The following is a 24,681-nucleotide window of genomic DNA, read 5'->3' as shown; positions in this document are numbered from 1 at the left end:
TGTTTCGCACACGGAATATTTTCCCGTTTCGGACGTTAGGGCTGGCGTTTCGGGCAATTCGATAAAGGCGAACAATGGCCGGAAACAGACCGTCTGCTCTGAACTGCGGAACCTTGGAAACCGGTCTTTTGGCATTGCGACACTATCGGTTGTCCAATTACCACCGCCGCTTTCTAGAATGTGCTGTTCCCCGCAGCGCCATGTCTCCTGATGATTGTCGACAGTTTCGCGCTGCAAGCATTGCTTGGTGACGGCGGGAGTCTTCTGTCAGATCGTCTGAGCGATCAGCATATTGATTGCATTGTGCCCGCCCCAAGCCCGCTTGCAGGTCTTTTTCTCCACAGCGGTGAGGTACCTTGAAGAGTAGAGGATCGCGCTCCGGACATAGTCAGAGGGCTCATCCTCATAGGAGGTGCGCACCGTCCGCTTCTGCTGCGCCACGCCATGCTTAGCGGCGAAGATGGCGGCTATAGCTCGGGTCTCTTTCGCGACAGTACGGTTCTGAAGCCACTGCAGGGCTGTGTTCACCGTCGCTCGGCTCACAGTCTTTGCCCTGATTAGCGCAGCCAGCAGGAACATCCGCTGGTAATTAGACACAGTGTCGTCGGCGACGAGCGCCTCCAACGCGTCAACCACATCCCCGTTCGTCCGAACAAAGGTTGATATGTAAGAGAAGTACAGCCGGGTCTGGTGGGGCTTCTCCTTCAGTTTTCCAAGCACGTGCTCGATCGCAGTGTCCGACTGGGCCGAACGCAGGATTGGCAGGCAAAACTTTTCAATCTGGTCCTCCTGGTTCGGGTAGTCCCCGATGTTCCCTATCAGGCGTTCGACGGCGGCGTTCTGGAGGTCCTCGTCGCCATTGTCGTCTTCTTCCTCTTCGTCGGCTTCGTCATCCTCGTCTTCCCACTCCACCTCGAAACCGTACGGACTGGCGCGATGGTAAATTTCGTCGTCCGCCAACTCATCGCGAACCTCGTCGAACAGCCGGTCGATCGCGGTCTCCTCGCGCATGACATCGTCGGCGGGCATGATCTTGGACTTGTGCTCGTTTAAGTGCAGGCCGTCCTTGCGCAACGTCTCGATAAGATCGGCAAGGCCCTTCCGCGCCTCGGCTTCCGATTGAAAGCCCATGTAGATGTCGTCCACGTAACGCGCAGAAAGGACCTGATCGAGTTCGCAATGGGCGTCGAGGGCAGACAGGTAAAAATTACCCAGCGCATCCGACGGATACACACCTTGGACAATGCCAAACGAATTCCGCTCGCGGAACGCTAGGAGCATCTCCTCCAGCAAGCTGACCGCCTCCGGCGCACAGCCCGCCGCCGACATCAGGTTTATTAGGTTATGTTGAGGCAGCCGCTCGAAATAATTCGATATGTCCGCCTTGAGGATAAATTCGCTCTCACCGCAGATTTCGGCAATTCGCTCCTGAAAGCTTTCCCAGGACTCGTGGTTGGGTTCGAACATCTTCCCCGCCTCGTGCGAGGGGACGTGGCTAAACGAGCGACTGCGGTCATGCCCTTCTTCCAACTGTTCCATAACGTTGTCGATGAGCGCTTGGTACATGAGGCGGTCTAACGGCCGAAGGATGCTGCCCGGCCTCGTGAAGAAGCGTTCCTTCGGTACGCTCATGGTGATCGGCAGTTCAGGCTGGTACGTGCCCGCGCGTAACTGCTGCTTCAACTGTTCCCAAAGCTCGTCGTCCGCCCGGTTGAAGATGGCGTTGTAGTGAGGAGCTAGGATGAAATCGCTGCGTATATCGGCCTTCACGTGAGCGATGACGCTCTCGTGGTCGATCTGCGCGATTATCTTCCTATCAAGGCCGGGCATGGATAAATCCGCTTAGTTGACTGGCCCTCATAACGGTCAGCGGTGGGGAGTCCATCCCGCGATGGAGTTTCAGTCCCCGCGAGCCAAAAGGCTCAATCGTGTCGACGAAACGGCAGGTCCCACATATCGGAGCCCCAAATGAACCTTGAGCTAAGGAAAGATGGTCGCCACGCTCACGTGAATTGAAGTTCTGACATGCGTGTTGTTCGCACCGGTGAATTCCGCGAGAGATTTGTCCGGGTAGCGGCGGAGCTTCAGTGCTGACCTTGGTACATGCTGATTGACGGCTATATAGAATGCCCAATTCCGGGAGTGATGCCCGGCATTTCGAACGGCGGAGATGGACGCAATCCAGTCATGCGGAACGACCGACCGCCGTCGGAGTCTTAGCCGCATGACCAGCGAATCCCATCATTTTAAGCGCTTCCTCAACGCCCAACAAGACACCTACACGGAAGCCCTGGCCGAGCTGCGCCGGGGCCGAAAAACCAGTCACTGGATGTGGTTCGTATTCCCGCAGCTGGCGGGACTGGGCCGCAGTCCGGTGGCGCAGCACTATGCCATCGCGTCGCTAGACGAGGCACGGGCGTATATGGGGCACCCTACGCTGGGCCAACGCCTGCGGGATTGCGTGCGCGCACTGCAGGATCTGCCGCAAGGCCACAGCGCTGCGGGCGTACTGGGCGATGTAGACGCCATGAAGCTGCGGTCTTCCCTGACCCTGTTCGAAGCGGCGGGCGGCGGCGTCTTGTTCAGCGCCGCATTGGATCGATGGTTCGGGGGTGTGCGTGACGATTCCACGCTTGCGTTTCTGGCGCGTCGATAACGTTGTCGCTGCTCATAAGCGGCGTGCAAAGTTGGTCAACGTTGCTGACGGCCTGTAAAGTGGCGGACATGACAAACGACACAACCCACCCCGTCACCTTCGATGGCATCACCCTCCAGGCCGAGCGCGTCTGCGATGATCCCGATGGCTACGATCGCATCACTGCCTGCGACCCGGACACCGGGCAGCGCCTGGTCGAGATCAGTTGGCACCGCGACACGCGGAAGCTGGGCGTGATCCTGCACGGCGACCGGCGCTGGTCGTTCGAGGCGGTGGCGTACATGCAGGTAATGGGTATCGACGCTTTGGCTTGAACCGTTCGAAAGGTTGCGGCGTGGTGGCGCTGCATCACTCTATGTGCGAATTGAACATCTGCTCAAGCGGCTTTCTGCCAATCCGCAACTTTTTGGAATTCAGCAAGTAGGTCACTATGGTGTTGTGCAAGATGGCGAACAACAGCAGCATTATCGAGTAGATTTGATACATATCCTACCGCTACCGCCAAATCCAGATTGTCGACACCATAATCCTTTGTGATGAGGTTGAACTGCCTCCCCACCATGTCGGATTCTCTAGCCATCATTTCAATTTGGTCGTTACTCATACCAAGTTTAGTACGTGGTTTTCGACCTGGGACGAAATGGTCGTCAGGCGTAGATGCCACCATTGTTTTCACATATCCGACAGAATAGCGGTTCATCGCGATCATCGCCATTGCCACTTCCATCTGCCGTACTTCCTTGAGGCGACGAAGTTCCGAAAAGGTGTTGATCGGAACGTGGCGATCCCTCAGTAAGTCGGCAACCTCTGGGCATATGCCAACAAGCAAATTTCGTTTAAGGCGAATATTATGAATGTCTACATTCAACGCGCGTGCTAATCGTTCCTCTGACACTCCTTTCTTAATGGCGTTCAAGATCATCTTATGCTCTTGGATGGTAGCTATTCGGCTTATCCGCTTGTTATAAGTGAAAGCCTCATCGTCTATGGCGATCAAGCACACGACTTCCGCCTCACCGCGCGCGCGAAGAATGTCGAGGCGCAGATGGCCGTCTAACAGATGGAATTTGTTCCGGTCGGTTGCGTCGCGTGCCACGGCTGGAGGTTCGATTATCCCTACCTCTGCAATAGCTGCGGCGATCTGCCCATACTTCATTGATTTTCGTACATTTTCGGACACTTCGCGGAGAGGCAGGATGGCGTCGATCGGTATGCGAAGGCTAGTTTCTTCAAATCCGATCTTCACTGGAATATATGGCCGCCGGGTCATGACGCTACCCCCAGTACATCCACACGTTGCGCTAAGCGCTCGGGCATAGATGACATGCCCTCCCGCTCCAGAAGTGCGGTAAAGGAAGTGTCATTTTTAAGCTGCCGAACGGCCTCTACGATGATCATCAGCCGGCTTCGGGTGGCATTTGCACGACGGATCATATCTTTTTTCCGCGTCACATCATCCTCATAGGCGCGCATTAGTGCAGCAGAAGACATTCGTTCGCCATGAGGCGAGGCTTGTTTCACCACCTCGCGTCCATAGCGACGACGGGTTTCCACGATGCGCTTTGCAGCTAGAAGCCGTTTGCCCTTCAGCTGACCTGTCTCATATGCTTCTTGGAGGGCCCGTTGAACCTCATGTTCCTTTGCGTTCGCAATAGCCAGTGCAGTACTCACAGGAATTACACGGGCCTCGACCGCGCGCAAAAGCCGCTCCTCTCCTTGCTCCAATAGCCGAGAAACCCCGCTGACATATTCGAACGTCAGCCCGGTTTTTCTCGCGATTTCCGAGCAGCTGTGGCCGCGCTCCCGCATGCCGCCAATGTCATGGAGGAGATCGAGAGAGGTGTGTTGGCGGCGTGCGCAGTTCTCAACTAGGCTCGCGATTAGGCAATCTTCTGGATCGGCTGAAACCACCAAAGCGGGCACTTCCTTTTGGCCTAACGCCAAGTAAGCCTCAAGTCGGCCTTGTCCACATACGAGGTCATAAAAGGGGCCGTCAGCCTCAACTCTACGTGTCACCGTGATTGGTCGCTTGAGGCCAATCTGTGCAATATTGTCGACTATTTCCTTGAAGACCTTTTTGTTGCGTACGCGCGGATTTACCACGGTAATGCGGTCCAAGGCGATCCATTCCACTTTTTGAGCGGGGCGTGCATTCGTCATGCGATCCTCCGAAGGTCACGGCGTCGGCAGAGATTGAAGAATGTGTCGAGTTCATCAAAACGATAGGCGTCCAGCGATAGACCGTTCCATTCACATAGCCGCAGGACTGCGTCGCCTAAGTCCAGGCGCGGTAAGACATAATAGTCGCGTATCGCCACGTTATCGGTGTTCATTCGCACCGCTACGGTGATATCCGGATGAAGGTCGGTATCGAGACGCAGTTTCCACCTTGGCGCGCCACCCGAAGTGGATATGCAACGCGCGATTACCACCGAAACTGTAAATTCCGAATTGATCGTCAGGAGATCGCTCCTGGCATCTCGCCGTATTTGGCCGCCGCACGCTTCCACGCCGAGCATTAACTTTTGTAAAACGGCGGGGAAACGTGACCGCAGTTCGCGATTTATTTCCAAGTAGCGATAGTCTCGATCTGGAGCGAAGCCGACCAAAGCATAGGCTCTCAACAGACTTCCAAACCGCGTCCGGTATGCGCTGCTGGAAGGGGCATCATCATATTCGTCGATGATGATGCCGGACAGGACGCCGGTGTGCTGCAGTATTTCCGACAGCTTTTGCAACAGCTCTTCATCGGAAAGACGAACAGTTCTTGCGCTTATGATTGCCTGCGCCTCATCGAAGATGTTTTGATCCACAATGGCTGGAAAGGCGTTGTCCGCTCTGATCCATTCTCTCGGATCATTGGCGACATGTCGCTGCTTTAGCTTGAAAGATGTTCGAGCCCAAACATTATGGCCGGCATATTTCTCGTTGATAAGGATTTGATGGACGGTACCTCGCGTCCAAGGCCGGTTTAGATCCGTCAGCTTGCCAACGGAGTTCAGCCAATCCGCAATCTCCTGCTCGTTTTGGCCGTTTTGCACGAAGCGCCTGTAAATCGCTCTGACGATCTCGACTTCCTCATCTGGACCAGAGGCGAGAACGACGCGATCGGTTGCGATGCTTTTCTGTTGTCCTCGATCAAGCGTACCTTTCTGTTGTCCCGTGCGGTCGATGAGCACCCGGCGCAGTCCGTAACCTGCGGCGCCACCTTGCCGGTAACCCAGACGAATGAGATTAGCTTGTCCCGCGAAGACCTTGATCGACAGATCGTGGCTATATGCACCCGCCATGACCCGCTTGACCGTTTTTATCAACGAGGACGGTATGCTACCGTCATTGTCGAACTGGTCGGCGCAATATTGCACAATCACGCCAGCATGACGGAGGCGCAACTCGTAGCTGGCCGCCTCGTCAGCATCTTGGAAGCGCCCAAACCTGCTGACGTCATAAACCAGGACCGCCGCAAAGTCAGCGTTGCCGCTTTCGGCATCGTCTATGATCTGGCGCAAACCAGGGCGGCCTGCGATTGTGAGGCCACTCTTTCCCTCGTCCGCATAGGTTCTAACGATAGTGTATCCATGGCGCTCGGCATATTGGCGGATGACCACGCTTTGGTTATCTGTCGAATATTGCTGATGCTCCGTCGACATCCGTACATATTCTGCAGCCGGAATAAGCGGCCGTTCGATATCGCCGGCAGAATGTGTTGAGTTCCAATTGATGACCATGGCCGCTTGGAATCCTGGAGTCGGGCTGAGCCTTTTCTAGATGGAAAGGTACGGAAACATGTTTCCAAATACTCCCAATGGATTTCCGAACGATCCTGCGCGCCTGACAGAGAGGGAATTTGTCGATCGTATCAGCGCGGCTCTGCGGGACGAACTCGGCACGACAGCGGCTTCCGCGAAAACCATCATGAAATGGACAAATGCCTCAGATCACACTGCTCGCAACTGGATAAATGGAGCCACAGGACCCAATGGGCATCATCTCGTTGCGTTGTCCGCGCGGTCAGAGCGCGTGTTGGCAGTATTCCTGCAAATGTGCGGCCGTGAAGAGTTGTTGCTGACACTTGACATTCATGCAGCAGAGGTGGCGCTGGCAAAGGCCAGTGGAGCATTTGAAGTGCTGCGGCGACAAAGGGCCATGACCACCCGACCGCGTGGAAGATGAGATATCAGGCACTGGCTCGGCATAGTGAGATTCAGGCAAGGATAGGGGGCGCAGGACTGACTGTGCAGATTGCCGGCGTCCGGCCGACACATGCGCTCTTGATCCACAAAAAAGGTTACTTCACCGATCGAAAATCTCTGTCCCATCAGCTGCGAACGGGTAAATCCGCATGTCATGCGCAGCGGCGGGTACTTGGCGTGCACTGTGATGGGCGGGTGCCCGCCCCAAAAACCGAGCTTTTCTGCCATTCGCGGGTATGGCGGGTACTGCGGGTGTCCGACCAGAGGTTTTGCCTGGCGACGCAGGTATGGCGCAGGGGCACGCCTGGCGGGCACGGCGTGCCCTGCCCCTATTCTCTTACTGAACATTGAAAAGAGTACCCGCAGTACCCGCTATACCCGCCAGCCCAGCATTTGCGCGGGTTTCGACAGCGGGTACGGATAAGATGGAGTGCCCGCCAGTACCCGCCAGTGGGCTTAGCGGCGCGCCGGAACCAAGCCCCACATATGGTTAGAAGGGCAGCGGACCATCGTTGTTGACGCTGGCGGCTGCGGGGTGGCCATGATTATCATCAGCCGGCTTGCGCTCGAACGCGTCGTTCGTTGCGATGCTGAACGTTGTCACCTTGCGTTTGCCATTCCGGCCCTCCGACACGTCGAATCCTGACGTGCGCAGGCCTTCAGCCATCCGACGGAACATGGCTGAGAACTGATTGACCGCAGGTAGGCTGTTCGTCCGGTCGTACGGGGCAAGCATGTCCCGCAGCTCGCGTGCTGTCTTACCCTCTATCTTCGCTTCCTGGTTCTGAAAGTAAGCCGCCAAGGCGTCGATCAACGGATGCCCGTCCACCGCTTTGCGTTGCATGCTTTCCTGCTCCTCGTTCAGCAGCGCGGCAAAATCGCCTGGCTCCAGCCCCATGGGCTCGCCTGTCGCCTCCACCCAAGCAGCAAAGTCGGCTAGGCGCGGCAGCGCCAGTTCGCCGCCCTCTATCCGCGTGGCCACCGCCGCCCGATTGCGCAGGCCCGCCGACACGCAGTCCAGCAGGAAGCCGACCATCTTTCCGGCGTCGGCGTTGAACGCCCGCCAGACGGCCGCCTCGGTCTGCCGCTTCTCCAGCCTGGTCGCCGTAACCCTAAGCGATCGGCTCAGCAGGTCGCCCCGACTGCTTGGCGTGGCGATACAGCTGACGATACAAGGCCGGCGGACGAAGAACAGCTGCTCGGCATCATTGCTATGAAGAACTCGATGTGACGACGCAGCGCCCGACGCTAGGCGGCAAAGCTGATCGGCCACGTCTGCGGAAAACACCGAAATATTGTCCAGGTACAGCATGGAGCAGCGCGAAGCCTGGATGTGCAGATTGCGCTCCTCCTCGGCCATGCTGAACCGCGCTGCCTGCCGATCGCCAATGGGTGGGTCGATCAACGCCAGCGCCTTGTCGCCAAGGTTGCTTTTTGCCGATCCGGCGACGCCCTCCACCAGCAGGATGGGATAAGCCCCCTCGTCATTGAACATGGACAGCAGGAAGCCGATGACCCGGTTCAGGTCCTCCGGGCTGACGTTAAAGTGCCTCGCAAACGTCGCCTTTGACCCGCCGGACTGCGGCATCGGCAGCGGTCCACGGCTGCCGGCGACGAAGTGCACCGGCGGCTCCTCGTCCATAATGCGCCAGCCGATCGGGTCGATCACCGCCACCACGCCTTTGTCGGGATCGAGATTGATGTACACCCGGCCCTCATGGTGCGCCACCCGCAGATATACAGGATGGCGCACGTCGGCCTGACGAGCGCGGGCATGCAGGATGCCGACGGCGGCGCTGACCTGATCCTTGGGCGCGGTCTTGACGACCTGCTGCTCGTGATAGCGCAGGCACAGGATGCCACGATAATCGTCGCCGCCAAGGGCCAGCGTCACGTGCCGGGCCTTGCCCGCCTGCTCTTGCGCAATCTGGACATAGGCTTTGCCATCAGGCGACAGGAACACCTCGTCTCCGGCCGCTGCGGCCTGGTCGAGGATGATCGAAGCCGCGTCGGGCTTGACCTTGCCGCCGCCCGCGCCGCTGATAGCCGCTTGCTCAGCGGCGTCGATCCAGCCTGCATCTTTGGCCTTGGCAAAGTAGGTGGCAATGGTGAGCTGCTGATCTTTGGGACGATTGGTCTTGACGCCGTCCCAGTGCTTGCGAACGTCATCCTCGCCATTGAACGAAGCGTCTTCGGACGAAACCTGAAGGAACAGCGCGAACCCGTCTTCGCCATAGCTATTCTTCAGCGCGATACCCAAGCGACTCCAATCGCTATAGTCGCCGATTGCCAGCGCGTCCTTGTCGATCAGATGGCGGAGCGCCGCCTCCGCCCGCGCAAGCTCGGCTTTGCCCGCCTTGGGCTGAGCCAGAGCGGCTATGGTATCAGCCTTGCTTCTGCCTTCGGATGCGCCGGTCCCGTGCGCTATTTCTGCCTCAGAGAGCGCCATCATGAATTCCGAGATGGAATAAGGTGCCAACCCCTCCATCACCGTGCAAGTGACCAAGGTTGGTGCGTCGGGATTCTTCTGGTGAAGGAAGCCGGGCAGCCGCATGATGCGTGGCAGGTCGTGGATGCTCTTGTCCGACCCAAACAGGGCAATCAGGCGCTTCTGGACGGCAGTGAATTGATTCAGTGTGATGCCGATCACCCGCCAATAATAGTGGCGCTTGCCGGGCGACGTTTCCACGATAACGTGCGGCGCGATGCCAAGCCGATGCACGTTCTCCAGGGGGGTGCCGTCAAAGTCGGCAAAGAAGCAGGTGGCGGCGGTGATGTTGGCGGCGGTCACCCCCTGCCCGTCCGACGCGTTGACTTGGACGAAGATACCATAGCCCGCGTCGTTCCAGCGGCGCAGCTTCTGCATGGCCTGGTCGAACGGCGCTGTCATCTGTTCCACGCCCATGCCCTTGCGGGATTTGTCGTCCATGATGACGCGGAAGGATAGAGGGCCATTGCGGCCGATGGCAGAGAAGAAGGCGATGGCCTGCGCACTAACCTGGCGCGGCGAATCGTCCATTTCGGTGGGAGTGGTGGGCATTGGGCATAGCTCTGGCTGCGCGCGAAGCGGGGTCGCGCGGAATGAAGAGCCCCTGTTGTGCGGGGCGAGCTTGAGTCTTGGACAAGGAGAGGCCAGGCGGGCTCTGGGTCCCGCCCGATCAGGGCCGATTAGAAGTCGATCTTGTAGCTCCAGGCCAGCGGGTCGGCGCACCATTCGGCGATTTCCGAAGCGCGCCAAGCCACGCGGCCCGTGGACACGCGGACGGCGGGCGGGAAGGTGCCGGCCTTGATGCCGCGATAGATGCTGCTGCGGGAGAGCGAGCTTTCCCGGACGACCTCATCGATGTCGATCAGGCCGTCGCGGGGCTTAGGGGAAGTGGCGGACTGCATTGCGTTGGGCCTCCGTGCTATTGCTTGGTATAGCCAATGTGTAACATCCACAGATTCAGCCCGCCGGGACGAAAAATATTGAGGCTATTTATTGTCGTCAGGGGCCACGATCTCATCTGGATCGAATATGCCTCGGTTTATATCGCTAAATCTTAGGGCGCGCGTATCTTTGCTACCTTTGAGACTGCTTCCTATCGCCTTGTACATCTCATTTAGCCGCTGCTTCACACGACCGTGCTCATATTCCAGGTCCAATGCGTCGCATAACGCTTGCGCCATCTTGATAACCGGGTCGAGCTTCCGCCGGTCTCCCAGGTCTACCTGTTGCCCCTCCGGGTGGATGAAACGATAAGCTATCCCGATCAAAAGCCGGAGGTCGGCATCGTCCTTTTCCTTGGGACCGCGCCTCGTCGATTTCTCTGGCCGGATTGACCTGAAGCGCGGATCGCCCAGCGCGTCCCGGACCCTCACCCCAGCTGCACGGATCGTCGCGATCAGGTCAAGCCTCTGCTCGGCGTTTGTGTCTGGCGGCAGATCGAACATATCGTCGATGGCGGTGGTCAGGGGATCGAGATCGCGCCCTTCTGGTGGCTGTGCAGGCATGGTCGCAACGGTGCGCTCAATCCAACGGATGAAGGCTTCGCATTGAGCCACTTCGTCAAGATAGCTTGCGCGATCCACTTCATAGAAATCTTCGGCCTGGGCAGGGTGGTCAGCATCAGCGTTCATGCGCCGGGCCTCGTTGGCGCGCTTGGCCAGTTCAGCAGCCCGCCCGACATATTCATCCGCCCCGCGAGCCTTCAGCGCTTGCGCCAACCTCACAGCGTCAACATCCATCATTGTCATCTTCCCTCAAAAGAAAAAAGCCGCCGGCCTGTTGGCCGACGGCGATATAGGTGTTCACTTCACGATGCGCAGCTTGGGCGGTTCGTCCGGCTCTTCCCAGATCGCGCGATGCTCCTTGAGAAAATCCTCGCCGATGATCGGGGACGCATGCCTGGATTTCCTCGGGCCAAACCTCGTGGACGCGGGTGATGCAGTACATGATGAACTCGATGGCGGACCTCTTGACCGGCATGAGTTCGCCGTCGACCATTACGAAGTCGCATCGAAAACATTTATCCATGTATTCCAGCCACAGTTCGGCTGCGCTCACCATCATATACACGTAATCAGCTTGTGTCGCGGATCGACGGTCTCCGACACCAAGGGCGCGGCAGCTTTCGTCACCACGGTCTTGTAAGCCGTGTCGATCATGACGGCGTCACCTGCGGTGTTGATATCGAGGATGGCGGCCAGCGTATCGGTCGAGATGTGCATGCCGCGTAATTCCTCGATCACCATCAGTAGCCTTTCGGCGATGGGCCGGATGACTGCCCCGCGCGCACGAGCGATGAGGGCCTGACCTTCATCAGGCAGCGAAATGCGCTGATAGTCCTCTATCAGCTCTTTAGCGTCGTCCAGCGGAATGTCGTGCCAGTAGGCCACGGCGATCGCTTGCTCTTCCGGATCACGACGGCGCCGAATGAGGGCATCGAAATCTGTGTTCATACTGTTCTCCATGTTCGGCAGGCGCAGCTCACCCGGTCATGCCGAAGCATGTCAGGAAGGCTGCGGCTTCGGGGTGAGGTTAGGCGCGACCCACACGGCTCGGGTTCGGAACGTCGACTTTGTACGACACCTTGCTTTCGCTGCCGTCTGCGCGCACCCACAGCGTGATGATGGCCTCGCCATCATGGATCGCCATGAATTCGGTGACATGCATGACCATGTGCGGGTCAATATCGAACGGCTCGCCGCTCCAGTGCCCGGTCACGCAGTTGAAAGTGCTGCGATTCACCCAGCGAGCCTTGCGGCTGGCATAGTTGCGGGGCTTGTTGGAATCGGTAGAGCGCGAGCCGACGGTCGGCGCGATGGCGCGTGAGGGCGGGTTGGAAATGTAACGCTGCATAATATCTCCTGAAAGACAGCAATTGACGTGTTCGCCCGGGCGATTTCCGGTTCATCGTGCCCCTTCACCCGGGGGTGACGGGGCCTTTGCCCTGCTTGCTTGACTTGATGAGCGCGTCGGCCGCCGCTACTCTGCCGGCTGATCAACATCGGCGTCACCGCCGCTGTGTCTTCGAACCGGCATTCGCATCTCGAAGAAGAGCGACGTCCTTATGATCGCGCGCAATCGGCTTTCGGCTGAGAGAAAGAATTCCGCTGATTTATTTATCTCAGTCGGCGTTCAAATTTTGGATGATAGGATTGGAAGCCAATTCCATAATGTGTGCGGAGAGACGCAGCGGCGCCGCACGCTTGGCCGGCTCATGCGTGGCTCTATCGTATGTTTCGTCCAGGAAGTCGCCTGCATGACCGATGATGCGACGAGCCGTGTCGCGGTCGATGCCTATTTCAGAGAGCTTGGTGCGGGCCGTTCGCCGAAGGTCGTGCAGGGTCCAGCCCGACGTGCCGCTAGCCTCGTCCAAGGCGCGCTTGTTCTTTGCAAAGTTGCTAGCGGGCTTTTCGCCATTCGTGGTGGTGAACACAAAACCGTCTGCTCCATGATTCGGAAGGCTGGCCAATATGGCCATGGCGACCGGCGGGAGCGGCAGGACGGCCGGCAACGTTCATATGTCGCCCAACGCCTCCGACCGTCGCATCTGCGCCACTTCGTTGCGGCACTCAACTTCAACGGGCCGAATCAGCCAGCTTGACGTGCGCGGCAAGTGCGGCCTCGTCCTTGCCTCTCTTGTGCCCCGCCATCGCCGCACGCTGCGCGACCCGCGCAACGTCGTCGGCACGCGCTCCCCAAGCCGCCGCAAGCTCCGGCGCAGCCGCTATCTGATCTAAATCCGACGACCGCGCGATGACCTCACCGCTGATGCTAAAACGGAACGCTGCAATGCCCCCTGCCAAGACGACAGTTACATGCTGGTGGTGCGCGTCGAACGCGATTCCGTCGATAACGGACCGCGCCGCTTGCTGAGCCTTGAGGCGGATGGCAAGGCGCTCTGGTCCATCGCGAATTATCGACACCCTCGCTTCCCGAAGCCGATCCGCATGCTTATCGAGGGGGAGCTCGACTTGCGCCAGTCGCAGGTCTTCACGCACAACCTTCACCTTGGCTTGCTTCGCGTCCAGCTCTTCGCCTAAGTAGCGATACAGTTGTTCGGCCTGTTCGTCTGGCCCGCGAGATAACAAGTCCAGCAGTCGCGTGCGACGATCGCGCAGATCTTGTGCGCCATGTTCCAGTTGGGCCACCTGCTCGGTCAGGTGCCGCAGTTTGTCGCTAACCACGGGCCCTTCTAAATCGGCGATCAGATCTAACGCCTCATCCAATATCGTCCGCTCAAGGACATTGTAATTCCAATGTGAGCGGCGGTCGCAGCCGCGACCGCGTAGAGCGCTGTCGCAAACTAGATATTGTTCGTTTTGACGTCCTTTATCTCTGTAGGTCATGGTGCTGCCACAACCGTGACATTTGACCAGCCCAGAGAAAAGATTGGAAATGCGAGTGCCTCTCCGCCCAGGCATGTTTATCCGCTCGCGCATGGCCGACTGAGCTTGCCGATAGAGCTGGAGAGGCACAATCGGTGGATAATAATTGGAGAGGGGTTCGCCGTCTGGAATGCGTTTTCCATCCTCCAATCTATAAAGCTGCAGCTCGCCTATCACGGCTGACCCCTTCAACAGCTTCTGAATATAAGAGGGGTGCCAGCCTTTCGCACGCGGACTCGGGGACGGCACACCTGCACGATTAAGCGTCTTGGCTATCAGCCCACGTCCGTGCCCGGCCGCAGCCATTTCAAAGACGCGTCTGATGTGCGCGGCTTTTTCTTCTATAACGACGTAGCAGTGCCCATCATCGCTCTTCTCCAGCCATGCTGGGCACATAGCTGTTAATGGTACGCCTTGAGCCGCAAGACGCCGCTTCCGGGACCATGCGGCCCGAAGCCTATCACTCTTCTTTTCGGATTCCTCGTTCGCTAGCCGTGCCGTCACAACCATGTCGATCAATTGATCAAAAGGCACATCGCCGGAATAGATGCGATCATTGCTTGCCACTGCAATGGTGATGCGCGCTTCCAGAATGCTGGAAACAAAACGCACAACGGCATGGGGCGACTCGCGGCTTATGCGATCTAAACGCTCGACAACCAACACGCTGTCTGGCGGAATCTCGCCATCATGCGCCATGCGCTCGAATTGCGCCAGGGCACTTTGGCCAGCGCGATTTGACCCGTCATAAGCAGAGACGCCTTCATCGATTAGCTCCCGTGCGGCGGCATGATGCCACCCCTTTTGATCGCAATAATCGCGACAAATCTGCAATTGTCGCTCCAAGGAACTGCCCTTGGATTGCTCCGCTGAGCTGTATCGGAGGTAGAGGTAGGCTTCCATGTCAACGGCATAGCGCGCTGTGTTATGTGCTACAATATAATGAAGTTGGGCAGGCCCGGCACCAGTTGGCACTGCACCTCCACGGCGCGCGCCTCCAGCCCCAGATAGGCCACCGTCGATACCGTTGCGACCAAAAATGCCCCCGCCCTGTCCCGCTGCCCCGTCGACCCGATGCGGGCCTAATCGTCTATTTGCTCCCCGTCCCGGCCCCTCGCCGGTTCATCGGCACGCCCCTTGAACCCCTGCGCCACGACATACCATTCGACGCTGCCCTTGCGACTGGCAGGCGGCTTGGCATGTTTGATCGTCGTGAAATTCTTCTTGAGCAGGACCAGCAGTTCGCCATCGGTGCCACCTGCAAACACCTTCGCGACGAAGGTGCCGCCCTTGCGCAGATTTTCGACCGCGAACCAGGCTGCCGCCTCGACCAGCGCCATGGTGCGCAGATGGTCGGTCGCGGCATGGCCGACCGTATTGGCGGCCATGTCGGAAATCACCAGATCGGGCGCATCGCCCAGCGCGTCGCGCAGCATCTGCGGCGCCTTGTCATCCATGAAATCCATTTCGAACAGGGTGACGCCCGCAATATCGTCTGTCGGCAACAGGTCGATGCCGACCACGGCGGCCTTGGGCGCCAGCTTGCGCACCACCTGCGCCCAGCCGCCCGGCGCCACGCCTAAGTCCACGACCGCGCGCGATCCCTTCACGAAATGGAATTTCTCGTCCAGTTCGATCAGCTTGAAGGCGGCACGGCTGCGCCAGCCTTCGGCCTTCGCCTTTTTGACATAGGGATCGTTCAGATGCCGTTCGAGCCAGCGCACCGATTGCGCCGTGCGCCCCTTGGCGGTTTTGACCCGCACCTTGCCGGCGCCAGCACCCCTCACATCACTCTCCCGTCGCGGTCCATCAGGCCGCGCAATATGCCTTCTCTGATACCCCGATCGGCCACGCCCAGTCGCACGGCAGGCCAGATGTCGAGGATCGATTCCAGGATCGCACACCCCGCCACGACCAGGTCGGCGCGTTCGGTGCCGATACAGGGCAGCTTCTGCCGCTCCGCCAACGTCATGGTCGACAGCCGTTCCGAAATGGCGCGCATCGATTCGCACGGCACGATCAGCCCGTCGATCGCCTGCCGATCATAGCGCGGCAGATTGAGATGCAGGCTCGCGAGCGTCGTCACCGTGCCCGACGTGCCGAGCAGGCGAATACCCTCAGCCCCTTTGGGCAAGCGCCGCGCAAGCGGGGCGAAGGCATCGCTGACACGCGCGCGCATGCGGTCATAGGCAGCCAGGCGTTCCGCCTGGCTGCCATGGTCGAACGCCTCGCTCTCGGTCAGCGATACGACGCCCCAGGGCGCGCTGACCCAATCCACGATCCGCGGCGCGCCCGTCGTACCGTGCGAATCGACCAGCACCAACTCGGTCGACCCGCCGCCGATATCGAAGATGAGCGCCGGGCCATCGCCCGGCTCCAGCAGCGCATGGCAGCCCAGCACCGCGAGCCGCGCTTCTTCCTGCGCGCTGATGATGTCGAGGACGATGCCCGTTTCGCGATAGACGCGCTGGATGAAGTCCGCGCCATTGACCGCGCGGCGACAGGCTTCCGTCGCGACCGACCGCGCCAGCGTCACATGCCTGCGCCGCAATTTGTCGGCGCAGACGGACAGCGCCGCGATCGCGCGCTCGATCGCGGCGTCGCTGATCCGGCCGGTCGAGGCCAGTCCCTCGCCCAACCGCACGATCCGGGAAAAAGCGTCCACGACGATGAAGCCATCGGCGGACGGCTTGGCGATCAAAAGACGGCAATTATTGGTGCCCAGGTCGATCGCGGCATAGGAACGACGGTCGCGCGCGCTATGGGGCGAAAAACCCCGTTGCGTCGACGGGGGAGGAATGGCCGCAGCCTTGCTCCCATCGCCCTGGCCGGAACGGACACGCTTGCCCGCGAAACGGCCGGTCGGGCCGGAACTCTGCGGCGATGGGCGGCTCTGCTGCACCATGCCGTAACTCACTTCTATATTCGCCAGCGCCAAATGGCGCCGGAACTTGCCCTCATGCTTAAGCAGATATGCCGCGATGTGCAAGGCGTGGGCCGTCAGCCAGGCCGCAAGTGGACGATGCCGCGCGTTCGGTTTGGTAAATTTGATCTAAAGCAATTTACCGACCATGGCGTGATACGATTTGAAGATGCTGCACTGCGTCAAGACAATCGGACAAAACGGACATGCTGTGTCCTTTTTGTGACATAAAATAACTTTCGCATATCGCCCGATTGTCTTGTCGTTATTCGCCGCCTAGCCTTCCCATCGGTCTTTGGGGAGAGTTATAATATGCGCATTCGCAAGAATGGTGCACGCCTGCTGGCGCGCGCCGGTCGTCCTGGTCTTTTGACATCGGTTGCGCTGGGGGCGCTGGCGATCGCACCGGCTGCACAGGCGGTCGTTCCGAACGACACGAAGACGCCGACCCAGATTCTCGACACGGGCGTCAATGGCGTTGGCATCATGTATCGTGCCGACGGATTCGTGTGCACCGGCACACTCGTCAATCCGCGCACGGTCATCTTCGCGGCGCATTGCGTCAACGACCGCAACCCCGCCACCTATTCCACCGTCAACAATGGCGTGCCCGTCGCCTTCGCCTTCCAGGCGGACGCCCGTCCGGGCCTGGTCAACTGGCTGAACAATAATTACCGGACCAACACGGCGCTCAGCGTCTATAATGTCAACAACATCGCCTATCATCCCGACTCGCTCGATCCGCCAGCGCTCAGCTTCCTCTATGGCGACGTCGCCATGGCGACGCTCGACACCCCGGCCAAGGGCGTGCCGACCTGGACGATGCTGTTTTCCGCGCTGCCCGCGCCGTCCAGCATCAGCAACACGACCGGCACCAACTATCATGTGACGCTCACTGGCTATGGCCGCACCGGCAGCGGCACCGCAGGACAGAATATCGGCGTCGATTTCCGCCGCCGCGTGGCGGAAAATTTCCTGGGGCTGCTCGGCTCGCTCGACGATATCGACACTGTCCTGTTCGGCGAAGGCGGCGGCTACAATCAGAATCTCTACCATGTCGATTTCGACGATCCGGCAAACAGGAACCAGTACGAATTCAACGTCTTCAAGGACGAAGCCCTGCCCAATGAAGGGATCACCGCCAGCGGCGATTTGGGTGGTCCGCTCATCCTGGACCGGACGTTCGCCGAAAAGACGGTGCTGGGCGTCCTATCGGGCGGCAGTCGCTATTTCGCGGCGCAACCGCAAAGCTCCTATGGCGGCTCGTCCTTCTACCAGCCGCTCTACCTGTTCTGGGACTGGATCGCCGCCAACAACCCCTATCGCTACGCCACGGCCAAGGCGGGCGATGGCAAGTGGAGCGACGCCAGCCACTGGGTGACGGCGCTCGACCCCAATTACCGGGTCATCGACAGCGGGGGTCGACTGGTGAACGGCGTACCAACCGCAACCGGCGCGGGTGCGTTCGGCACGGACGCCGCCAGCAAATTCGGCCAGATTTGCTATCAGCCGAACGGCGCGCCGTCCGAAGGCTGCTATGACGTAGGCACGAAGAGATTTTCGGCCAATGGCGAGCCGGTAGCGACGCAGGGCATTGCCAGCGGCACCGGTCTGACCAGCACCGTGGCCAATAATCTGGGCAAGGTCGAAATCGTCGATCGCAGCCCTTCGCCCGAGCAGGTCAGCCTGACCGACGCCGATCCCAGCGCCGCCGTCCTGGCCGACGGTAGCATCAAGGAAGCCCAGGCCAGCGTCCCCGTGCCGCCCGCCAGCCTTGCCAATGGCCTATCGGGCGCGAGCAATTTCATCCCCAATAATATAGCGCCGGTCGCCTCGCGCGGGGTCGTGGGTCGCTATTATGATGTCACCTTGTCGGCAGCGGGCCGCACCACGCTGGACACCGTCGCCACCGTCGATCGCTTCGGCATCGCGGGGGCGGGCGCCACGCTGGACGTGACTTCCACCGGATCGCTGACTAGCCTCATGGAAATCGCGCAGCTGGCGGGTACGGTGAACGTCAACGGCTCCGTCAACACGCCGGGCGACTATTTCCTGATGACTGGCTTGTTGTCGGGTTCCGGCACGGTGCGCACGCCCTTCCTCACCAACATGCTGGGCGTGATCGCGCCCGGCGGCATCGGCACGATCGGCACGCTCAGCGTGGAGGGGAATGTCGTCCTGTCTTCGGCCAGCACGCTGGCCATCGACCTGGGCGCCAATGGCGTGTCCGACGTGCTGGCCGTGCGTGGCACCGGCGCGGGCGCGGCCAATGTCGGCGGGACGGTCGCCTTCGCCCCCACCAGCGGGACGCGCCTGCGCTTCGGCAATCGCTACACCTTCCTCACCGCCACGGGTGGCGTCACCGGCAGCTTCCGCACGGCCACCAACCTGACCCCGATCCTGCGCCCGGTGCTGAGCTATGCGGGTAATGCCGTGTCGGTCACGATCGACGCCGGTCGCTATGCCGACGTCGTCAACGGCGCATCGCAGACGCAGGTCTCCTTCGCCCGGCTGCTCGACCAGAATCGCGGCCTCTATGGCAGCTATGCCGGTCTCTATGGCGAAACCGATGTCATGTCCGTCGCGGGCATCCAGGCGTCGTTCGAAGCGATGGCGCCCCGCACCGAAGCCCTGCGCACGTCGATGGGCGAAACGCTCACCGACAATATGGCGCGTTTCTACCGCGATCGGCTGACCAAGCTGGACGGCGGGGCGATGGGCGGCACGCTGACCATGGTCGGCCAGCCGATCCAGCTCGCCGCATCCAGCCTCAACAATATCGACCTCGGCATGGATCAGGGGGGCGGACAGCACCACCCGTGAAGGCGTGCTGCCCGAAGATGTCAGCGCGTTCCTGGCGGGCGGCTATATCGACGGCAGCGCCGCACCGATGCGCTCGATCGCACCGCTCGGCCGCGACCAGTTCGACGGCTGGTATGCGGCGGCGGGCGTCGAAAAGGCGTTCAACGATGATGGCGTGATCGGCCTGTCGGTCGCCTTCAGCCAGTTGAAGGGCGACACGGCCGTGGGCGACACCAACCGCGCCCGCCTTTATCAGGGCACGGTCTATGGCGCCTTCAACCTGGGCGGGATAAAGCTGGACGCGGTCGGCAGCGCCGGTACGCTCGCCACCAAGGCGCGCCGGGCCTTCACGCTGGGCACCACACCCTACACCCTCTATGGCAGCGATCAGGAACTGGCGCTGTCGGGCGAACTGGGCCTCAGCAAGGCGCTGGGGGATGACGCCTTCAGCATCGTGCCGCGCGCCTCGATCCGCGGCGCCTATATCAGCGGCGGCAATATCGCCGAATATGGCGGCGACGCGGCGCTGGTGATCAAGCGGCATGCGATCCAGAGCGCACAGGGTCGACTGGGCGCGACGGCGAAGATCAATAGCGGCGGTTTCCGCCCCTATGTCACCGCCAACTTCGTCCATGAATTCCGCGATCAGCCAGCCTTCTTCCTGGCCAATCTGGTCGGCGGCAATGGCGGTCTGGCACCCTTCGCGCTGGGCGGGTCGGACAAGAATTGGGGCGAGTTGGGCGGCGGCCTGACCCTGACCACCGGCACGATCGACCTGACCCTGTCGGCCGACACCACGGCCTGGCGCAAGGACATCAAATATCAGAGCTATCGCGCCGCGGTGAAATTCCGCTTCTGATTTCCGGCTCCCAGCCGAAAGGAAAGGGCCGCCCCATCCGGGCGGCCCTTTTCGTTGCCTGCGGTATAAGGATGTCCATACGCCAGAGAGGGGGCATAATCGGCCGGTCAGGACCGGCGACGCCCCTCAAAGCGGCAGCAACGCCGCCACGATCTGCCGGTCTTCGGCGCGCAGTACACCCCAGGCCCGGGCGGCAGCGCGGCTGTCCATCGCCTCCACGCCGATCCCCAGCGCTTCGACGGCGCGGACGAAAGCGCGCGGCGGCTGGCGCAATCCAGCGCCGGTGCCCAGCAACAGAAATTCAGGCCTGGATTCGGTGGCGAACAAGTCGCCCAGCGCCGCCACCGTCAGGGCGTCGACGCCCGGTGCATCGGCCCAGGCCAACGCCCGCACCGGGCTGAGCAGTAGGCCATCGGGGAAGACATCGTCCTTCACCCGGAAACCCCGGCCCTGAAAGCCGGTGACGATCGGCCCCTGCCCGCTATCGTCACGGCGAAGCTTGATGCCCGCGTCGCTCAGGGCTTCGCCCCATTGTCACGACTCGTTTCGCGGGGACCGACACGCTCCGCCTGCCCTGCATAGTCGCCCTTCTTCTTGGACGCCTTCAATTCCGACGTCTGCGGGGTCAGGCCCAGCGAGATCAGCAGCGAGGACGACACATAGACCGACGAATAGGTACCCACGATAATGCCCAGCATCATGGCGGCGGTGAAGCCACGCAGCACATGGCCGCCCAGTAGCAGCAGCGCGCCGAGTGCCAGCAGGATCGTGACGGACGTCATCACGGTGCGCGGCAGCGTTTCGTTGACCGACAGGTCGATCAGCGACTTCATGTCCATCTTGCGATATTTGCGCATATTCTCGCGGATACGGTCGTCGATCACCATCTTGTCGTTGATCGAATAGCCCACGATCGTCAGCACGGCGGCGATGATGTTGAGGTCGAATTCCAGCTGGGTGATCGCGAAGAAGCCCAGCGTCATCAGCACGTCGTGCACGATCGCGACGAAGGTGGAGACGCCGAACTGCCATTCGTAGCGGAACCAGCTGAACACCGCGATACCCAGGATCGCCAGCACGACGGCCAGCACGCCATTCTGGATCAGTTCGCCCGACACCTTGCCCGACACCGTGTCGTAGCGGGAGAAAGTGACGCCGGGGAATTGCGCGACCATCGCCTGCCGGGTCTTTTCCACCACGGCGTTGGCCGCGCCCGCGCCGCCCTGATCGGGCAGCGGCAGGCGAATCTGCACCGTCTTGGGATCGCCGAACTGCTGGAGCGAGCTTTCGCCCACGCCCAGCGTGCCGATGGTCGCGCGCACCTTGTCGGTTTCGACCGCTTGGGGGAATTTCGCCTCGATCATCAGGCCGCCGACGAAATCGACGCCCAGATTGAGGCCCTTATGCGCGGTCGCGCCCACGGCCAGTACCGTCAGCAGCGCGGTCAGGGCGAACGCCCATTTCCGCACCGCGACGAAGCCGATATTGGTGTTGTCGGGGACGAGCTTGAGAAGTTTCATGGGTGTGTCCTCCCGCCCCTCTTAAATGTGAATGTCGGTCGGACGGGTGCGGCGCACCCAGTTCGCGACGACCATGCGGGTGAAGGTGACGGCGGTGAACACGCTGGTCGCGATGCCGATCAGCAGCACGATGGCGAAGCCCTTGACCGGACCGGAGCCGAGCGCGAGCATGATGCCCCCGGCGATGGCGTGGGTCACGTTCGCCTCGAAAATCGTGCGGCTCGCTTCCTTATAGCCATGTTCGATCGACTGGACGACATTGCGCCCGCGTCGCCGCTCCTCGCGAATACGTTCGTAGATCAGCACGTTGGCGTCGACCGCCGTACCGATCGTCAGCACGAAACCGGCGATGCCCGGCAGCGTCAGCGTCGCGCCCAATATGCCCATGACGCCCAGAATGACCGCCACGTTGATGGCGACCGCCAGGTTCGCATACATGCCGAACCGGCCATAGCTGACGAACATGAAGGCGGCGACCGCGACCACCGCGACGATCGACGCGATCAGGCCCGCCCGGATCGAATCCGCGCCCAGCCCCGGCCCGACCGTGCGTTCCTCCACCACCGTCAGCGCGACCGGCAGTTTGCCCGATCGCAGCGCGATGGCGAGCTGATTGGCGCTTTCCACGGTGAAGCTGCCGCTGACCTGTGCGCTACCGCCCAGGATCGGTTCGTTGATGTTCGGCGCGGACAGCACCTGATTGTCCAGAATGATGGCGAAGGGGCGGTTGACGTTCTGCGACGTCACCTGCCCGAATTTGCGACCGCCCGAGCTGTTGAAACGGATGTTGACGATCGCCTGGTTGCTCTGGTCATAGCCCTGCGTCGCGTCGGTCAGATCTTCGCCCGACACCATCACCTGACGCTTGACCGCGATGAAGGGGACGCCCGACGGGTTGTTGGGGTATTTCAGCACTTCGCTGCCCACCGGCGCGCGACCCTGCGCGACTTCCGACGGGTTGGCGGTCGTATCGACCAGCTTGAATTCCAGCTTGGCGGTCTGGCCCAGCAGATCCTTCAGCGCCTTGGGGTCCTGCAACCCGGGCACCTGCACGACGATGCGATTGTTGCCCTGTTGCTGGATCGTGGGTTCGCGCGTACCCATTTCGTCGATGCGCTTGCGGATGACTTCGGTCGCGACTTCCATCGCGCTCTTGACCGCGCTCTTGATCCCCGCATCGGTCGGCGTGATGACGATGGTGGAGCTATTGACCACCTCGACATTGAAATCGCGCTGCCCGGTCAGCCCCGCGCCCTGCGTCAGCGGGCGGATACGCTCGACGGCGGCATCGACCTGGGCAGGCTCGCGGACCATGAAGCTGAGCTTCCCGTCGCGGCTCGAAATGTCACCGATCGCGATCCTGGGATCACCCCGGCGCAATTCGGTGCGGACCTGCTCTTCCATATTGGTCAGGCGCTGCTTGGCGACATCCTGCGTCGATGCTTCGAGCAGCAGATGGCTGCCGCCCGACAGGTCGAGGCCCAGATTGACGCGCGTCTGCATGAAGCGCGGCAGATGCGCTACGGTCGCGTCGGGCAGGAAGCTGGGAATGGCGCACAGCACGCCGATCGCCAAAGGCAGGATGATCGCGAAGACCGCCCAGCGCGAAAAGTTCAGCATGGGGTCGCTCAGTCGTTCGCGGGCTTGGCGGTGGTCGGATCGATCACCTCGGTCAGGGTCGACTTGACCGCCTTGACCTTCAGGCCCGGCGCCAGTTCGATATCGGCGTAAATCTCGTCCACGCGCGCCACCTTGCCGACCAGGCCACCACCGGTGATGACCTGATCGCCCTTCTTCACGGCGTCGATCTTGGCCTTATGCTCCTTCATCTTCTTTTGCTGCGGACGGATCAGCAGGAAATAGAAGACGACGAAGATCAGCACCAGCGGCGCCATCTGCACCAGGATTCCGGCGCCGGAAGCTTGCCCGCCCGCGGTCTGGGCAAAGGCTGGGGTAATGAACATGGGTGGGACTGCCTTGTTGTCTGTCGTGCGCGCACGCCGTCTCGGCGTCCACGGATCAAGCGCGGGCGGCTAACACAGATGGGGGCGCAGAGGCAATATGATTAGGGATTGGGGCAAATCGTTCGAACAGCTGCGATTGAGCGCTTGCGCTTTTAATCCGCTGCTTATATTGGGCGCCCTCCGGTCGGGACGTAGCGCAGCCTGGTAGCGCATCACACTGGGGGTGTGGGGGTCGGAGGTTCGAATCCTCTCGTCCCGACCAAATTTTCGGAAGAAGAATGGGTTTAAGTAGGCGTCGCTGTATCTAGCAGCGCCACCCATTTGCGTCTTCTAGCGCATGTCTAACAGCGCCGCTGAAAGCTAGCACTTATGTGTGACGAGTCTCGGCGCTTTCGGCCCCAGCTTTTACCGTGCGACGTTTGTTCCGGCACCAGACGCCCAGAGCCGAGCTGTGAAAGTGGACTTATCGCCGGGTGGATCGCCCAAATCATCGCGTATCTCCCAGACCAAGTGAGACCATAACTGATCGTGCCTCTCCTTGGTCATGCCCGGTGAATTGGATTCCGCAATTTCATCGGTGAAGGCATGGAGCGCGCGGATCACGTTTGCCGATCCAATCAAATGCAGGTTATTGACGGCAGTGGCAAATCTGATCTTGGCGGGCACAGGCGCGTTCCCGACTATGCCGCTCGCCGCTCCAAAGAACTCTTCATAATATGCGAGCTTCTTTGCACGCCATGTTGCTTCCCGCTCCTGCCACTTGGTCAGGAGAATTGCACCAGCCGAACCTACGAGCGACTAGCGCCGTGATGATTGTAGCCCACATGAGGCCGTTTACCGTGAAGGTCTCAACACAGCAACGCCTCGCACCGGAAAGCACGAGGCGTTGCA

At 60.4% G+C, this 24,681-nt stretch carries 24 protein-coding genes, 1 tRNA gene and 1 pseudogene; 6 read left to right on the top strand and 20 right to left on the bottom strand.

Features of this window, described 5'->3' with window-relative positions; all coding sequences use genetic code 11:
• Positions 1-267: 267 nt before the first annotated feature.
• The gene (locus U5A82_RS06075) at positions 268-1,830 is read right to left on the bottom strand and encodes a reverse transcriptase domain-containing protein (RefSeq protein ID WP_326289448.1); all 1,563 of its coding nucleotides are present in this window, start codon (positions 1,828-1,830) and stop codon (positions 268-270) included.
• 394 nt (positions 1,831-2,224) lie between these two features.
• On the opposite strand from U5A82_RS06075, the gene U5A82_RS06070 reads away from it, so the two are divergent.
• Together U5A82_RS06070 and U5A82_RS06065 are read left to right on the top strand one after the other, a co-directional pair.
• Positions 2,225-2,656, top strand: coding sequence for a DUF1810 domain-containing protein (locus tag U5A82_RS06070; RefSeq protein ID WP_326289447.1), 432 nt, complete (start codon positions 2,225-2,227; stop codon positions 2,654-2,656).
• Positions 2,657-2,724: 68 nt separating this feature from the next.
• Positions 2,725-2,970, top strand: a complete 246-nt coding sequence (locus U5A82_RS06065; RefSeq protein ID WP_326289446.1) for a hypothetical protein — start codon at positions 2,725-2,727, stop codon at positions 2,968-2,970.
• 62 nt (positions 2,971-3,032) lie between these two features.
• Here the strand turns inward: U5A82_RS06065 and U5A82_RS06060 are convergent, their stop codons facing one another.
• The 3 genes from U5A82_RS06060 to U5A82_RS06050 are packed head-to-tail and all read right to left on the bottom strand — an operon-like array spanning position 3,033 to position 6,384.
• On the bottom strand, positions 3,033-3,926 hold the full coding sequence (locus U5A82_RS06060; protein WP_326289445.1) for a plasmid partitioning protein RepB C-terminal domain-containing protein: 894 nt from the start codon (positions 3,924-3,926) through the stop codon (positions 3,033-3,035).
• The gene (locus U5A82_RS06055; RefSeq protein WP_326289443.1) at positions 3,923-4,816 is read right to left on the bottom strand and encodes a plasmid partitioning protein RepB C-terminal domain-containing protein; all 894 of its coding nucleotides are present in this window, start codon (positions 4,814-4,816) and stop codon (positions 3,923-3,925) included. Before U5A82_RS06055 ends, U5A82_RS06060 begins: the two co-directional genes overlap by 4 nt.
• On the bottom strand, positions 4,813-6,384 hold the full coding sequence (locus U5A82_RS06050; protein ID WP_326289442.1) for a recombinase family protein: 1,572 nt from the start codon (positions 6,382-6,384) through the stop codon (positions 4,813-4,815). Before U5A82_RS06050 ends, U5A82_RS06055 begins: the two co-directional genes overlap by 4 nt.
• A 58-nt stretch (positions 6,385-6,442) precedes the next feature.
• On the opposite strand from U5A82_RS06050, the gene U5A82_RS06045 reads away from it, so the two are divergent.
• Positions 6,443-6,829, top strand: coding sequence for a hypothetical protein (locus U5A82_RS06045; protein ID WP_326289440.1), 387 nt, complete (start codon positions 6,443-6,445; stop codon positions 6,827-6,829).
• Positions 6,830-7,339: 510 nt separating this feature from the next.
• On the opposite strand, the gene U5A82_RS06040 is transcribed toward U5A82_RS06045, so the two are convergent.
• The 11 genes and pseudogenes from U5A82_RS06040 to U5A82_RS05990 form a co-directional block, all read right to left on the bottom strand.
• Complete coding sequence (locus U5A82_RS06040; protein WP_326289438.1) at positions 7,340-9,868, bottom strand: PriCT-2 domain-containing protein; 2,529 nt, start codon at positions 9,866-9,868, stop codon at positions 7,340-7,342.
• Positions 9,869-10,017: 149 nt separating this feature from the next.
• Entirely contained in the window at positions 10,018-10,239 is a 222-nt protein-coding gene (locus tag U5A82_RS06035) for a helix-turn-helix transcriptional regulator (RefSeq protein ID WP_326289436.1), read from the bottom strand.
• An 84-nt stretch (positions 10,240-10,323) separates the two neighbouring features.
• Entirely contained in the window at positions 10,324-11,079 is a 756-nt protein-coding gene (locus U5A82_RS06030; RefSeq protein ID WP_326289434.1) for a hypothetical protein, read from the bottom strand.
• Positions 11,066-11,401, bottom strand: coding sequence for a hypothetical protein (locus U5A82_RS06025; protein ID WP_326289432.1), 336 nt, complete (start codon positions 11,399-11,401; stop codon positions 11,066-11,068). The genes U5A82_RS06030 and U5A82_RS06025 overlap by 14 nt, the downstream gene beginning before the upstream one ends.
• Positions 11,398-11,790: a hypothetical protein gene (locus tag U5A82_RS06020; protein ID WP_326289430.1), complete on the bottom strand. Its 393-nt coding sequence runs from the start codon at positions 11,788-11,790 to the stop codon at positions 11,398-11,400. Before U5A82_RS06020 ends, U5A82_RS06025 begins: the two co-directional genes overlap by 4 nt.
• A gap of 79 nt (positions 11,791-11,869) precedes the next feature.
• Positions 11,870-12,190 (bottom strand): hypothetical protein, encoded by a 321-nt coding sequence (locus tag U5A82_RS06015; protein WP_326289429.1) that lies wholly within the window; start codon positions 12,188-12,190, stop codon positions 11,870-11,872.
• 268 nt (positions 12,191-12,458) lie between these two features.
• Positions 12,459-12,770 carry a site-specific integrase gene (locus U5A82_RS06010; RefSeq protein WP_326289428.1) on the bottom strand — a complete coding sequence of 104 codons (312 nt, stop codon included), beginning with the start codon at positions 12,768-12,770 and terminating at the stop codon, positions 12,459-12,461.
• 142 nt (positions 12,771-12,912) lie between these two features.
• Complete coding sequence (locus U5A82_RS06005; protein ID WP_326289427.1) at positions 12,913-14,625, bottom strand: recombinase family protein; 1,713 nt, start codon at positions 14,623-14,625, stop codon at positions 12,913-12,915.
• A 32-nt stretch (positions 14,626-14,657) separates the two neighbouring features.
• Positions 14,658-14,759, bottom strand: a pseudogene (locus U5A82_RS06000) (ATP-binding protein); the annotation flags it as partial.
• A 45-nt stretch (positions 14,760-14,804) separates the two neighbouring features.
• Positions 14,805-15,509: an RlmE family RNA methyltransferase gene (locus U5A82_RS05995; RefSeq protein WP_326289426.1), complete on the bottom strand. Its 705-nt coding sequence runs from the start codon at positions 15,507-15,509 to the stop codon at positions 14,805-14,807.
• Entirely contained in the window at positions 15,506-16,627 is a 1,122-nt protein-coding gene (locus tag U5A82_RS05990) for a Ppx/GppA phosphatase family protein (protein ID WP_326292861.1), read from the bottom strand. Before U5A82_RS05990 ends, U5A82_RS05995 begins: the two co-directional genes overlap by 4 nt.
• A 330-nt stretch (positions 16,628-16,957) precedes the next feature.
• Here U5A82_RS05990 and U5A82_RS05985 point away from each other — a divergent pair, with 330 nt between their 5' ends.
• Together U5A82_RS05985 and U5A82_RS05980 are read left to right on the top strand one after the other, a co-directional pair.
• Positions 16,958-19,468: an autotransporter domain-containing protein gene (locus U5A82_RS05985; RefSeq protein ID WP_326289424.1), complete on the top strand. Its 2,511-nt coding sequence runs from the start codon at positions 16,958-16,960 to the stop codon at positions 19,466-19,468.
• A gap of 4 nt (positions 19,469-19,472) precedes the next feature.
• Positions 19,473-20,306, top strand: a complete 834-nt coding sequence (locus U5A82_RS05980) for an autotransporter outer membrane beta-barrel domain-containing protein (RefSeq protein WP_326289423.1) — start codon at positions 19,473-19,475, stop codon at positions 20,304-20,306.
• Positions 20,307-20,432: 126 nt separating this feature from the next.
• Here the strand turns inward: U5A82_RS05980 and U5A82_RS05975 are convergent, their stop codons facing one another.
• Genes U5A82_RS05975 through yajC form a run of 4 tightly spaced genes read right to left on the bottom strand, consistent with a single transcriptional unit; the run spans position 20,433 to position 23,790 of the window.
• A complete protein-coding gene (locus U5A82_RS05975) occupies positions 20,433-20,774 on the bottom strand; it encodes an Mth938-like domain-containing protein (protein ID WP_442802204.1) in 342 nt (113 codons plus the stop codon).
• Between the two features lie 47 nt (positions 20,775-20,821).
• Positions 20,822-21,826 (bottom strand): protein translocase subunit SecF, encoded by a 1,005-nt coding sequence (gene secF, locus U5A82_RS05970; RefSeq protein ID WP_326289421.1) that lies wholly within the window; start codon positions 21,824-21,826, stop codon positions 20,822-20,824.
• Between the two features lie 21 nt (positions 21,827-21,847).
• Positions 21,848-23,446 carry a protein translocase subunit SecD gene (gene secD / locus U5A82_RS05965; RefSeq protein ID WP_326289420.1) on the bottom strand — a complete coding sequence of 533 codons (1,599 nt, stop codon included), beginning with the start codon at positions 23,444-23,446 and terminating at the stop codon, positions 21,848-21,850.
• Positions 23,447-23,454: 8 nt separating this feature from the next.
• A complete protein-coding gene (gene yajC / locus U5A82_RS05960; protein ID WP_326289419.1) occupies positions 23,455-23,790 on the bottom strand; it encodes a preprotein translocase subunit YajC in 336 nt (111 codons plus the stop codon).
• Positions 23,791-23,975: 185 nt separating this feature from the next.
• Between yajC and U5A82_RS05955 the strand changes: the two genes are divergently transcribed.
• Positions 23,976-24,052: transfer RNA gene (locus U5A82_RS05955), tRNA-Pro, on the top strand.
• A 143-nt stretch (positions 24,053-24,195) separates the two neighbouring features.
• Here U5A82_RS05955 and U5A82_RS05950 read toward each other — a convergent pair.
• Positions 24,196-24,456, bottom strand: a complete 261-nt coding sequence (locus U5A82_RS05950; RefSeq protein ID WP_326289417.1) for a hypothetical protein — start codon at positions 24,454-24,456, stop codon at positions 24,196-24,198.
• Positions 24,457-24,681: the final 225 nt, after the last annotated feature.

This window comes from Sphingobium sp. CR2-8 (assembly GCF_035818615.1).
Taxonomy (GTDB): domain Bacteria; phylum Pseudomonadota; class Alphaproteobacteria; order Sphingomonadales; family Sphingomonadaceae; genus Sphingobium.
The sequence above is the reverse complement of the archived record's forward strand: the minus strand, read 5'-3'. Positions and strand labels throughout refer to the sequence as shown.

Coding starts and splice junctions, on each gene's coding strand:
- U5A82_RS06075 (WP_326289448.1), bottom strand. CDS start 1,830: ATGCCCGGCCTTGATAGGAAGATAATCGCGCAGATCGACCACGAGAGC.
- U5A82_RS06070 (WP_326289447.1), top strand. CDS start 2,225: ATGACCAGCGAATCCCATCATTTTAAGCGCTTCCTCAACGCCCAACAA.
- U5A82_RS06065 (WP_326289446.1), top strand. CDS start 2,725: ATGACAAACGACACAACCCACCCCGTCACCTTCGATGGCATCACCCTC.
- U5A82_RS06060 (WP_326289445.1), bottom strand. CDS start 3,926: ATGACCCGGCGGCCATATATTCCAGTGAAGATCGGATTTGAAGAAACT.
- U5A82_RS06055 (WP_326289443.1), bottom strand. CDS start 4,816: ATGACGAATGCACGCCCCGCTCAAAAAGTGGAATGGATCGCCTTGGAC.
- U5A82_RS06050 (WP_326289442.1), bottom strand. CDS start 6,384: ATGGTCATCAATTGGAACTCAACACATTCTGCCGGCGATATCGAACGG.
- U5A82_RS06045 (WP_326289440.1), top strand. CDS start 6,443: ATGTTTCCAAATACTCCCAATGGATTTCCGAACGATCCTGCGCGCCTG.
- U5A82_RS06040 (WP_326289438.1), bottom strand. CDS start 9,868: ATGGACGATTCGCCGCGCCAGGTTAGTGCGCAGGCCATCGCCTTCTTC.
- U5A82_RS06035 (WP_326289436.1), bottom strand. CDS start 10,239: ATGCAGTCCGCCACTTCCCCTAAGCCCCGCGACGGCCTGATCGACATC.
- U5A82_RS06030 (WP_326289434.1), bottom strand. CDS start 11,079: ATGATGGATGTTGACGCTGTGAGGTTGGCGCAAGCGCTGAAGGCTCGC.
- U5A82_RS06025 (WP_326289432.1), bottom strand. CDS start 11,401: ATGATGGTGAGCGCAGCCGAACTGTGGCTGGAATACATGGATAAATGT.
- U5A82_RS06020 (WP_326289430.1), bottom strand. CDS start 11,790: ATGAACACAGATTTCGATGCCCTCATTCGGCGCCGTCGTGATCCGGAA.
- U5A82_RS06015 (WP_326289429.1), bottom strand. CDS start 12,190: ATGCAGCGTTACATTTCCAACCCGCCCTCACGCGCCATCGCGCCGACC.
- U5A82_RS06005 (WP_326289427.1), bottom strand. CDS start 14,625: ATGGAAGCCTACCTCTACCTCCGATACAGCTCAGCGGAGCAATCCAAG.
- U5A82_RS05990 (WP_326292861.1), bottom strand. CDS start 16,627: ATGGTGCAGCAGAGCCGCCCATCGCCGCAGAGTTCCGGCCCGACCGGC.
- U5A82_RS05985 (WP_326289424.1), top strand. CDS start 16,958: ATGCGCATTCGCAAGAATGGTGCACGCCTGCTGGCGCGCGCCGGTCGT.
- secF (WP_326289421.1), bottom strand. CDS start 21,826: ATGAAACTTCTCAAGCTCGTCCCCGACAACACCAATATCGGCTTCGTC.
- secD (WP_326289420.1), bottom strand. CDS start 23,446: ATGCTGAACTTTTCGCGCTGGGCGGTCTTCGCGATCATCCTGCCTTTG.
- yajC (WP_326289419.1), bottom strand. CDS start 23,790: ATGTTCATTACCCCAGCCTTTGCCCAGACCGCGGGCGGGCAAGCTTCC.